Genomic DNA, 12135 nt, shown 5'->3' on the forward strand with positions numbered 1-12135 from the left:
CATAATAATTAAAATTCTATGGTTCTAGCATCAATTTTATCATATTCGGCATGAGTGCCAATAAACTTTATCCAACATATTTGTTTATCGTACCGAAATGCTACAATCATTCTGTATTTATTTCGTGAGATATTAAATACTATACGAGTATTACCAACAAAATCAGCATCTTTATACTCGATAATAACTTCTTGCGGTGTTTTATAATTGCCTTTAGACATTTTCTTTATCCACTCCTGAATACTCGCTTGCGAATCAGGATATTTGTCGATAAACTCTTTTAATGTTTTAATTGCAATAATTCTCATAATAGTATATTAACGTAACAAAAATACAAAAAGTTACCATTTGGGTAACTTTTTGTGCGATTTATTTACTAGGAATCTTTTAAAATCCTTTTAGAACTTACAAATTAATATCCTTACTCGAAACCTCAGATTTTACGGCCGGATTACCTTTCCAGATACTCCAAGGCTCGGTTTTGGCCTTGGTTAGGTTGGCTCCCATAGCTATTAGTGTGCCTTCGCCTAAGGTACAACCATCACGGATGGTGGCATTCACACCAAAGAATGAGTATTCACCTACCACACAACGACCTGATAATACTACATGAGAAGTAAAATAGACATGGTCTTTTATTTCGCCGTGGTGACCGATGTGATTACCACTCCACAATACTACATTATTGCCGATTTTTACAAATGGCTGAATAGTATTGTCTTCTAATATGAAACAGTTTTCACCAATCTGTTCGGTTAAAACAGTTGCCTTGGAACTTATATAAGAGATACACTCGTAACCCATCTCTTTAATTTCGCCATATACTTTTGCCCGAATCTGGTTCATTTTGCGTTCGCTCAATGGGGCAAAGAATTTATATTCTGCAGGAGGGAAAAGTTCGGGAACATCTTCAAAGGCTACCAATTGTATGCCACAGAAAGAAGTTTCGCCTTCTTTGATATAGGCTTTGTTTTTAGTGAATGCTACAATTTCATGCTCCGAGTCATGTGTGAGGTAATAATGGGCTAATTCTGCCACTAATTCAGTACCGAAAACTACTACTTTTGCCATTGGGATTTTTGTTTAAACCAACTCAAATTCTTTTAAATACGCATGAATCGCCTCAACCGGACAAAACATTAACAGGTCAATCATCGAAAGCCAGGGTACAAATTCATGGCTGAACTGCTTATACTGAATGGGCTTCGATTTGATAAAATTAAGTAAGATTTTATTATCGGCAAAAAGTTGTTTATCATAAATAGCCATTCCGCCGATAGGATTGATGTAATGGTCAGTTTTTTCCTGCAAGCAAATATCTAAAATACGTTCCTGTGCTTTCAGATGTTGGTTATTATAGACAACCGAACTATCCACAATTTCTGTATAAATACCTACATATTGGCAGGTTGCTTTCAGGCTTGTGGTACAAAGCTCGGCTATATTTGCAGGATTAGACTGAAAAACCTGTTTAAGAATGGCTAAAGTTTCCTGATAAAAAGGTGCTTTTTTATAAGACTGTTCTATTGTCTTAAAAAACTTTTTGCTCCATGCTTCCAGATTATCTACTTCAATCTCTCTGATTAACCTATTCTGACTGGCGCTAATCAACGGGAGTGTAAACATAGATGCCTTTCCGTTAATCAGAATATTATTCCTGTTTATCCAGCCTTTGTTGATATAAGCTACATCGTCATACACTATAAATTTATCAACGGCACTGATTAATTGGAAATAACCAATGTAGGGAAAAATGTATGGCTGCATGATTCCGATAGTCATAACTTATTTAGTTTTTACAGTTTGAGGATTTAATTTTCGCAGAAAAAAGGCACTTTCTTCTACGGGAGTATCATTGTGCTCATCGCCTATACCTAAAGCAATATCACCTTGCTGATAGGGCAGCACACCTTTAGAATAAAACAGGTATTCAGCTTCAGCAGGTATAGGTTTTACCCTGCTACGGAACGGATGAATAGGTATCAGCTTGCGTTTAAACTCCTCTCCCCAGAGTGGATATTCAAAGTCTTCGTGCTCTTGTTGTGTACCTAAGGCAACAATGGCATTTTTAGGTACGAGTTCGTCAAATCGTTTATAGGCTTCATAAATGTCCGGACGGGCAATGGTTACCTGTTCCATTCGAGACATATTAAAGATATTTCTTTCAGTAAATATCGGATGAACACGTGTAAATAAAATACTACAAACAGCCGAAACCCCAACTACTAAACAGCAAAGCAATTGCCAGTATTGCCAGATTTTATGTTTTTCAGACAAAACATAAAATGCCGCCAACAAGGGCATACACCAAACCGCCATGTTCAGAAAATATCTTGCTTTAATAGGGTCGTAAGGTGCTGAATAACTTAATGAAAGAAAATGTAATAGAGATGCTGCTACCAATATCAACAAACTTTTCTGAATAGTAGTGATGGTGCGGTAGTTTCTGATAGCATGATAAAAGAGTATCAGCGCAACAGGTAATACCATTCCAAAACTGATAATACCCCAATAAGGGCGTTCAATATAAAAACGGATAGGATGGTCGAAAGAAAAATAGGATACTACTGTAAATTTTTCTCCCTCTATAGGTAAACTGCCCAAAATTTTATCAGGAATATATCGGAATATATCATTAATTTTTTTGCCAATGTCTGTGCTTCGGAGGCCATCAAGATTCAGAAAATCAGAAGAATAGCGACCAATGTTCAAGGCAATATTTTTGATTTTTTCTTTCCCGGTATACTCTTCAACTCCATGCCATTTCATGACCATCGGCGGTGCCGAAAGGCTACCCAAGCTGAATTTTCCTACCTCCTTTATATTACCAATATAGCCTGTAGGCAGTACATATATAGCAATACTAATCAAGAAACTACTTACGAAGAGATTGATGTTTTTATAAAACTCTTTTTTTCGTAAAACCGTATAAATTGCCACAGCAAAAGCTGCCGGAGCAATGAGTAAAAAGGTAACCTTGTGCCCAATCCATACACCTGCAATTAAGGCAATTAGAATAATATTGAGTGGTGTAGGTTTTTGTTTGAATGAAAACAATGTATAAGCTAAAATACCTAAATAAGCACTTAGTACTATATCGGTTTCAGTAGTAGTAGCTTGAACTAAAGCTGTTGGCAGTAAAAGCGTAATCAGACCTACAAAAAGCGAAGCAATAAAGTTTTTGGAGATTTTATAAGCAATACCATAGCTGGATAAAGCAAAAAACCAATAGGAGAGGTAATGAATTACCTTAAACCCTTTTTCACCTAATACATGATAAAAAAACAGCTGCAATGTGGGCAATGAGTTCGGATAAAAATCAATTGTCCAGGTAGTGCCCTGCAAGCGGTCCATATTCCCATTTTGCAGGTAGTAAGCACATTTAACCAGATGTCCGGTCATACTATCCCATTCGTTCGGGAAGGTAACAAATGAAATAATCAGGTTTATGATAGCTGTAATGAATACTGCTAATAAAAGAATACCAAAAGAAACCTTATTTAAAACAGGCTGATTAAGCCAGTTGGTTGCTAACTTTTGTTGTAAGCCTTGGAAACCTGTTTGTAGATTAAAATGATGATTATTGGCTATCTGCCTGAAAAGAACATGGAATAAAGTAGCTATTACATTTGCCGATGCACCCCAATAGACAGGTTGATTAATCAGATTGAGTTTTGCTAAGAAGAACCCTGTTGGAATAATACACGAAACCAGACCAAGAAACCATTTGAGACCGTAATCGCTCAGGCTTTCAGAAATGTAGGCAGCATTTCGGTGGATTTGCCAGATGAACAAAAGAAAAAGGAGCAGAAATATCCAATACATTCAAATAATAAGGGCTTCTTGAATTACAAAGGTAAGGCGGAATCAGGTTCCGTCCTAAACTATAAACCTGTTTAAACCAAAAACTCAAATAAATCAGGTTTTTTGTTGATGTATTCAAACTGGATATTATGGTCTTTCATACGTTGAACCAATGGCTGATAATCTGATTTGTTTTTTAATTCAATGCCTACTAATGCAGGCCCACGCTCACGGGAGGTTTTTTTATTATATTCAAAAAGCACAATATCATCAGTAGGTCCCAAAACATCGTTCAAAAACTCTTTAAAAGCGCCTGCACGTTGTGGGAAACGTATGATGAAGTAATGTTTTAAACCCTCATACAACAAAGAACGCTCTTTGATTTCTTCGGTGCGGGTAATATCGTTATTTCCACCACCAATGATACAAACTACGTTTTTGCCCTTAATTTCATCTTTCAGAAAGTCTAAAGCAGAAACTGATAAAGCACCGGCAGGCTCGGCAACGATGGCTTCTTCATTATACAATTCAAGAATGGTAGTACATACTTTTCCTTCAGGAATCAGAATGATTTCATGATTGAGATTTTGCTTGCAGACTTCAAAAGTTAAGTTTCCGGCACGTTTTACGGCTGCGCCATCAACAAACTTATTTATCTCATCTAAGGTTACTACTTGTCCGGCTTCCAGAGATTTCTTCATAGTTGGCGAACCCAACGGCTCAACAGCAATCAGTTTGGTTTTAGGTGATAACTGTTTAAAAACAGTCGATACCCCCGACGCCAAACCACCGCCACCAATGGCAAAAATAAGGTAATCTATTTTAAAATTAGAGTCTTTAAAGATTTCAAGCCCAACTGTGCCTTGCCCTTCTATGACCTGTAAATCATCAAACGGATGAATGAATGTAGCATCTTGTTCCTCGCAAAAAGTTTTAGCGGCAAAATAGGCATCGTCGTAGGTATCACCTACCAGTTCAATCTTTACAAATTCTTTTCCGAACATACCCACTTGCTTAATTTTCTGGGCAGGCGTTGTCGTAGGCATAAAGATGGTACCAGTTACACCCATTTTTTTACAGGCATAAGCAAGTCCCTGGGCATGGTTGCCTGCACTGGCACATACCACTCCTTTATCTAATTGTTCTTTAGACAGGCTTGCCATTTTGTTGTAGGCACCTCTGATTTTATAAGAACGCACTACCTGTAAATCTTCACGCTTGAGGTAAATATCGGCTCCATAACGTTCTGAAAGATTCAAATTGTGCATTAATGGCGTATGTGTAGCTACGTCTTCAAGCCTTTCGGCTGCGACATACATATTGTCTATGTCTGGAAAGATTAATGTTTTTTCTGACACGGTTTTGTTGATGCTGGTGATTGGTTAAATGAGTGTTTAACCTATTTTAATTTCTTTTAAATGAACAGGTAACGCTTAATAGCTTACCCGAATTTTTGCCAAATGTAATAAAAAATAAAATGAGTAGGTGTTTTTACCTACTCATTCCATGCTTAATCTTATTAAATAAAGAATTAGTTTCTTTCTGGTCTCAGGCTACGTACGGTAGCACCTGCCTGCCACATTTCTGACTCACGTAATTCTGCTAATTCTACTTCTAATTTCTCACGGTAATCAGGTTGAGAGTTACGCTCGATAGATTGAGCAGCCTCTTTTTGTGATTTTACGCTTTGATACAATTTCTTGAATACAGGTTTGGTTGCATCATGGAAAGGTTTCCACCAGTCTAAAGCACCACGTTGCGCAGTAGTAGAACAGTTGGCATACATCCAGTCCATTCCGTTTTCTGCTACTAATGGCATCAACGATTGTGTTAATTCTTCTACTGTTTCGTTGAAAGCTTCTGATGGTGAGTGACCATTTTCACGCAATACTTCGTATTGAGCAGCGAAAATTCCTTGAATAGCACCCATCAAAGTACCTCTTTCACCTGTAAGGTCAGAAGTTACCTCACGGTAGAAATCAGTTTCAAACAAATATCCTGAACCTACACCGATACCCATTGCAATGGCTGTTTCACGTGCATGACCTGAAGCATCCTGATATACTGCAAAGCTTGAGTTCAAACCTTTGCCTTCTACGAATAAACGACGAAGTGATGTACCTGAACCTTTAGGAGCTACTAATACAACATCAACAGTTTTAGGAGGTTTGATACCAGTCTTTTTACTATAAGTAATGCCGAAACCGTGCGAGAAGTATAAAGTTTTACCTTTTTTAAGGTATTTCTTAACGGTTGGCCACAAAGCGATTTGAGCAGCATCAGACAAAAGGAAACAGATAATATTACCTTTTTTCAATGCGTCTTCAATGTTGAAAAGTGTTTTGCCCGGTACCCAACCATCAGCTACTGCTTTGTCGTAGGTTTTACCAGGACGTTGACCAACAATTACATTAAATCCGTTGTCACGCATATTCATTGCCTGACCAGGACCTTGTACACCGTAGCCAATTACAGCGATGGTTTGTTTTTTCAAAAACTCTCTTGCTTTTTCAAGAGGGTACTCTTCGCGGGTTACTACTTCTTCTTCAACACCGCCAAAATTTAACTTTGCCATTTTATTGTTTTGTTTTGTGTTATTACTATTTGTCTGATTTTGTCTGAACTGTGATTTACCTGATTTTTGTGATTACACTGATTAGTTATTGGACAGAATTACACAAAGGCTACTTCAATGATTAACTCCTGTTTTAAATATTTTATTTTTCAGTGAAATCATTCAATCAGTTAAATCAAAATTCAAGACTAACTCATGATGATTTATACTTTGAATTCATTAATCTTTTCATTTCCAAACTTTCGCTACCAAAATTTATTAGCAAACCTACTTCAAGATTATAAGCTTCTAAATAATTGATAGCCTGGGCATAATGTACATTTTCTAATTTGACAATCGCTTTTAGTTCAACACTTACTTTCCCCTCTATTAAAAAATCTACTCTCCTTGTGCCAATACATTCATTTTTGTAAAGTATGGGCATTTCAAATTCTCTATTGAAAAAAACATTATTTCGTTGAAACTCTACTTCTAAAGCTCTCTGATAGATAACCTCCTGAAAACCATTCCCTAAAACTTTATGAACTTCAATCGCACAGCCAATGATTTTTGATGTAATAGAGGAGATTTGTATTTATCGTCTATCATTGTCTTGGTTGTTTTATCTGAACTATGATTTAACCGCGCGGCGTCCGCTGATTTATATGATTGCGCTGATTTGTTTCTTACAAAATATATAGTCTATTTCACATGAAATTAATTACATTTACCATGAAACGTTTTATTAAATCAAAAAACAACCATTACATTTTTTCAGTGAAATCATTTAATCAGCGGACGCCGCGCGGTTAAATCATAGTTCAGACAAAATGACATCATAAATAATACTCCCATTCGGCAATTTCCTCAGGTAGGTATTCTATTAAACCTTGTGGAGTTTTACCTACGGCTACTCTTCCTGAGCGTACAAACTCGATAATGCCATGCGGTTTGATATACTTGAAAAAGTCGAAAATCTCTCTTTCTGTACCTGTTTTTTCAATAACCACATAATCAAGCCCCCAATAAACGACCCATGCTTTATGAACTTTGTTGATGTTTTCAACATCGATTACCTTACCATCAATAGGGGTCGAGATTTTGTAGAGGGCAATTTCGTTGTAAACGATGTCTTCGTTGAGATAACCGAAAACAGCCGCCACTTCTACGATTTTACGAATCTGACGAACGAGTTTTTCTACCTCTTCCCGTTTATCATGTTTGATAACAATCGTAAAACGAGAGATGCCTTTTCTTTCAGTTTCCGAAACAGTCAAAGATTCAATGTTGATTCTTCGCCTGGTAAAAATAATTGTGATTTTGTTGAGTAATCCGATGCTATTTTCGGTAAATACGCAAATAGTGTATGTTGTCATGAATGATAATCGTGAATTAGTGAATAGCGAATGGTGAATAAGAAGAATGACAAAAAGTTTTATTCACTAATTCGCCATTCGTTATTCATCATTATTCCAATCGTATCTCCGAAACGCTGGTGCCTGCCGGAACCATTGGGAAAACGTTTTCTTCTTTTTCTACTAATACTTCTAAAAGATAAGCCTTGTCTGATTTAAGCATTTTATCTAACGAATCGCTCAGGGTTTCTCTTTCTGAACAAGTATGCCCCTCTATACCGAAGCCTTTGGCAATGGTAATGAAATCAGGGTTTTTTAACTCTACAAAAGAGTAGCGGTTATCGAAAAACAATTGCTGCCATTGGCGTACCATACCCAGATAATTATTATTCAGAATGATCATTTTCACGGCAAGGCCACTCTGTGCTATCGTACCTAACTCCTGAATAGTCATCTGAAAACAGCCATCACCTATAATACCTACTACCTCACGGTGTGGCGCACCCATTTTGGCACCGAATGAAGCCGGAATGGCAAAACCCATTGTGCCCAATCCGCCTGATGCAATGTAAGAGTGCGGCTTGCGGAACTGATAATAGCGGGCCGCCACCATCTGGTGCTGACCTACATCAACTACAATACAGGCTTCGCCATTGGTTTTATCAGAAAGCATGGCTACTACTTCGGCCATTTTAATTTTGCCCTCACCTTTCAAATCACGCAAGGTTACTTTCTGGTGTTCTCTGGCATCTAATTTTCTGAATTCATTTTTCCAGCCTGTAAAATCTCCTTTCTTTACCAAAGGCATCAGCATTTTTAAGGCTTCTTTGGCATCACCTACCACTGGTGCTTCGGTCTTCTTAATTTTTTCAATTTCAGAAGGGTCAATCTCTATATGTACAATCTTGGCTTGCTTGGCAAATTTGGTAGAATCTCCCGTTACACGGTCATCAAAGCGCATTCCAATCGCAATCAATACATCGCATTGGTCGGTCATGACATTGGGCGCATACATGCCGTGCATACCCAACCAACCCATATAATTCGGGTGGTCGATAGGCATCGCCGAAAGTCCTAACAAGGTACTTGCACAAGGCATATCTGTTTTTTCTACAAATTCCAGTAACTCCTGTACTGCATCGGCAATGAGTACACCGTGCCCGAATAAGATATAAGGGCGTTTGGCTTTATTAATCAGTTCTGCTGCCTTTTCTATCTGGTCTTGTTTGGGAACAATACGTGGGCGATAGGTAACCAGCTTATTAACTTTCCTGTATTCAAATTTTTCAGTCATTTTATTGGCCTGTGCATCACGGGTAAAATCAATTACTACCGGACCAGGCTTACCTGTTTGGGCAATGTAAAAGGCTTTAGCCATAATTTCAGGCACTTCGTCGGCACTGGTTATCTGATAGTTCCATTTGCAAACTGGTGTAGTAACACCAATCATATCAGTTTCCTGAAAAGCGTCAGTACCTAATAAGGTTGATTTTACCTGACCTACAATACAAACCAATGGGGTACAATCAATGATAGCATCAGCAATAGGTGTAATAAGGTTGGTACCACCCGGGCCCGAAGTTACCAGACAAACACCTGTTTTTCCACTGACACGTGCATAGCCTTGTGCGGCATGCCCTGCTCCTTGTTCATGACGTACCAGAATATGATTCAGGCGGTCAATATAATCATAGAGGGCATCGTAAGTTGGCATAATAGCACCACCCGGATAACCAAAGATGGTATCTACTCCTTCGGCTAACAAACATTCCATCATGGCCTGTGCTCCTGAAAGAAAATCTTTCTTCTGGGGTTGCTCAAGACTGATAGCGAAAGTCTCTTGTTTAGCTTCTACTTCTAATAAATTTCCCATGTCAGAATGGTTTTTAAAGTATCATTGATTGTTGTAAGTCCGTTATTAATGGTTTTGTTTTCTTACGAAAATGCCTTCACCCTGCATCAGCCTTCCGTCTTTAGGGTCTTTCAGTTCGGGTAGAATCGTAAATAATTCAAAACCTAATTCATCTAATTTGCTGATTACCTCATGGTACAAAGGGCCTTGTTCATAAAGTGGTACAAATGAAATCTCAGCCTGAATCACATTAATATAAGGTAATAGGGTTGTGGCTCCTGCCAGTACATTTAATTCGTAACCTTGTACATCAATTTTTAAATAGATTGATTGGTATTGTCGGGCTATTTCTGGCGTAATTACCTCATCTAATCGTTTAATCTGAATTGTTTCAGTTGACTGGTAGGCAGTATCAGGTGCTAAATCTGTGTGATTTTTGTGCATCCCTAACAATGAACTACTGGCAAAGTTTCCAGCAATATTGATAGCCAATTCTTCATTTTTTGTCCCGAAACCTATATTATGACATATCCATTTCGGGTCTTGGTCTGCTTTGGCTTTGAGTTTTTCAAAACTGGCTTTAATGGGTTCAAAAGATACAATTTCACCGCTATAACCCATCTCTCTTGCCTCCTGGCCGTAAGTCCCGACAAATCCGCCTACATCTAATAGTAAATCAACCTTATGAGAGGCTAATAAATGTTTGATTAAGGCAAACGGAGAGTTCATGACATTGAAGCGACGAACTTCCATATTCAGGTATTTCCGGGCAAACTTCTTTACAAAATCGTCTATCATAGATTCTTGATTATAAGTCTGTTACACAGCCTTCGCTGGCTGAACTCACATTCTTGATATATTTTCTTAAAACACCTCTCGTAAATGGCGATTCTTTTGGCTGCCATGCTGCTCTGCGTGCGGCCAGTTCTTCGTCAGATACATGCAGAATCAATTGATTGTCAACGGCATCAATCGTAATCTTATCTCCATCTTTTACCAGCGCAATCGTACCGCCATCAAATGCCTCAGGTGTAACGTGGCCTACTACAAAGCCGTGAGTACCACCAGAGAAACGACCGTCGGTAATCATGGCTACCGAATTACCCAAACCTGCACCCATTACCGCCGAGGTTGGTTTCAACATTTCAGGCATTCCCGGTCCACCTTTTGGACCTTCGTTACGAATGACTAATACATGACCCGGTTTGATTTCGCCTTTGCTCAAAAACTCAATTACTTCTTCTTCACGCTCACATACTTTGGCAATACCTTCAAATCTTTCACCTTCTTTTCCGGTAATTTTAGCTACTGCTCCTTTTTCAGCCAGATTACCATACAAAATCTGTAAGTGTCCGGTAGCTTTAATCGGGTCAGTAACAGGTCTAATCATATTTTGCGTAGTGAAATCTAAATCCATAACCTCCTCCAGATTTTCAGCAACTGTTTTACCTGTAATGGTCATACAACCGCCATGAAGCAAGCCAACTTTCAAGAGATATTTCATTACTGCCGGTACACCGCCTATGGCCATCATGTCTTCCATGTAGTATTTGCCTGATGGTTTCAGGTCACCTAACAATGGCGTGCGGTCTGAAATAGCCTGAATATCATCTAAAGTAAATTGGATACCTGCCGAAGAGGCAATAGCTATATAGTGTAATACGGCATTAGTAGAACCACCCAGCGCTATCACAACTGTCATCGCATTTTCGAAGGCTTTGCGGGTCATGATGTCACGTGGTAGAATTTGTTTTTCTAACAGGTTTTTCATGGCTGCACCGATAGCTACACATTCTGCTTTTTTGCCTTCGTGTGTCGCAGGGTAAGAAGAGCTGTTGGGTAAACTCATGCCCATAGCTTCGATAGACGAAGCCATTGTATTGGCTGTGTACATACCACCACAAGCTCCCTGACCCGGAATTGAGTTTTGTATGACTCCCTTATAATCTTCGTCAGAAATATTATTGGCAAACTTTTTACCTAATGCCTCAAAAGCTGAAACAATGTCTAATTTCTGTCCATGATAATGTCCTGATTTTACTGTACCTCCATAAACCAATATAGCAGGGCGGTTTAGGCGAGCAATCGCCATCATAGCACCAGGCATATTTTTATCACAACCTACTACTGTAATCACACCATCGTACCATTGCGCCGAAACTACATCTTCAATCGAATCTGCAATAATATCACGGCTTGGCAACGAATAACTCATGCCATCGTTTCCGTTTGTCATCCCGTCCGATACCCCAATGGTATTAAAAATCAGCCCCACCATGCCATTTTCCTGCACACCTTTTTTTACATGAACTGAAAGCCCATTTAAATGTATATTACAGGGATTCCCTTCATAACCTGTGCTGGCAATACCAATCTGTGGCTTTGCCATGTCTTCTTCTGTCAAGCCAATGGCATAAAGCATGGCCTGAGCAGCAGGGTTTGTTACTTCTTGCGTGAGTGTCCGGCTGAATTTGTTTAAAACGGTCATTGTGATTATTGCTGTTGTATATAAGTCGTAAATAATATCTGTTCATAAAAAAGCCTTCTCCACTGTGTGAAGAAGGCTTGGG

12 protein-coding genes are annotated in these 12135 nt (G+C 38.6%); 1 reads left to right on the forward strand and 11 read right to left on the reverse strand.

Going from position 1 to position 12135, the window contains the following annotated elements; translation table 11 throughout:
- Positions 1–8: 8 nt before the first annotated feature.
- The 8 genes from EWM59_RS01705 to ilvN all read right to left on the reverse strand — a co-directional run bounded on the left by EWM59_RS01705 (position 9) and on the right by ilvN (position 7695).
- Positions 9–308 carry a type II toxin-antitoxin system HigB family toxin gene (locus tag EWM59_RS01705; protein ID WP_130019212.1) on the reverse strand — a complete coding sequence of 100 codons (300 nt, stop codon included), beginning with the start codon at positions 306–308 and terminating at the stop codon, positions 9–11.
- A 97-nt stretch (positions 309–405) separates the two neighbouring features.
- The gene (locus EWM59_RS01710) at positions 406–1071 is read right to left on the reverse strand and encodes an acetyltransferase (protein WP_130019213.1); all 666 of its coding nucleotides are present in this window, start codon (positions 1069–1071) and stop codon (positions 406–408) included.
- A gap of 12 nt (positions 1072–1083) precedes the next feature.
- Positions 1084–1782, reverse strand: a complete 699-nt coding sequence (locus EWM59_RS01715) for a WbqC family protein (RefSeq protein ID WP_130019214.1) — start codon at positions 1780–1782, stop codon at positions 1084–1086.
- A 3-nt stretch (positions 1783–1785) separates the two neighbouring features.
- Positions 1786–3825, reverse strand: a complete 2040-nt coding sequence (locus EWM59_RS01720) for a hypothetical protein (RefSeq protein ID WP_130019215.1) — start codon at positions 3823–3825, stop codon at positions 1786–1788.
- Between the two features lie 71 nt (positions 3826–3896).
- Entirely contained in the window at positions 3897–5123 is a 1227-nt protein-coding gene (ilvA, locus tag EWM59_RS01725) for a threonine ammonia-lyase (protein ID WP_130019321.1), read from the reverse strand.
- A gap of 212 nt (positions 5124–5335) precedes the next feature.
- Positions 5336–6379 (reverse strand): ketol-acid reductoisomerase, encoded by a 1044-nt coding sequence (ilvC, locus tag EWM59_RS01730; protein ID WP_130019216.1) that lies wholly within the window; start codon positions 6377–6379, stop codon positions 5336–5338.
- Between the two features lie 193 nt (positions 6380–6572).
- Complete coding sequence (locus EWM59_RS01735) at positions 6573–6953, reverse strand: GxxExxY protein (RefSeq protein WP_207219932.1); 381 nt, start codon at positions 6951–6953, stop codon at positions 6573–6575.
- Positions 6954–7194: 241 nt separating this feature from the next.
- Positions 7195–7695: an acetolactate synthase small subunit gene (gene ilvN / locus EWM59_RS01740; RefSeq protein ID WP_229239260.1), complete on the reverse strand. Its 501-nt coding sequence runs from the start codon at positions 7693–7695 to the stop codon at positions 7195–7197.
- On the opposite strand from ilvN, the gene EWM59_RS28540 reads away from it, so the two are divergent.
- On the forward strand, positions 7643–7771 hold the full coding sequence (locus EWM59_RS28540; RefSeq protein WP_262709103.1) for a hypothetical protein: 129 nt from the start codon (positions 7643–7645) through the stop codon (positions 7769–7771). The genes ilvN and EWM59_RS28540 overlap by 53 nt on opposite strands.
- Before the next feature lie 54 nt (positions 7772–7825).
- Here the strand turns inward: EWM59_RS28540 and ilvB are convergent, their stop codons facing one another.
- Genes ilvB through ilvD form a run of 3 tightly spaced genes read right to left on the reverse strand, consistent with a single transcriptional unit; the run spans position 7826 to position 12053 of the window.
- Entirely contained in the window at positions 7826–9586 is a 1761-nt protein-coding gene (gene ilvB / locus EWM59_RS01745) for a biosynthetic-type acetolactate synthase large subunit (RefSeq protein ID WP_130019218.1), read from the reverse strand.
- Between the two features lie 45 nt (positions 9587–9631).
- On the reverse strand, positions 9632–10363 hold the full coding sequence (locus EWM59_RS01750) for an FkbM family methyltransferase (RefSeq protein ID WP_130019219.1): 732 nt from the start codon (positions 10361–10363) through the stop codon (positions 9632–9634).
- 10 nt (positions 10364–10373) lie between these two features.
- On the reverse strand, positions 10374–12053 hold the full coding sequence (gene ilvD / locus EWM59_RS01755; protein WP_130019220.1) for a dihydroxy-acid dehydratase: 1680 nt from the start codon (positions 12051–12053) through the stop codon (positions 10374–10376).
- Positions 12054–12135 lie beyond the last annotated feature (82 nt).

Source organism: Emticicia agri, from assembly GCF_004168285.1.
GTDB classification, from domain to species: Bacteria; Bacteroidota; Bacteroidia; order Cytophagales; family Spirosomataceae; genus Emticicia; species Emticicia agri.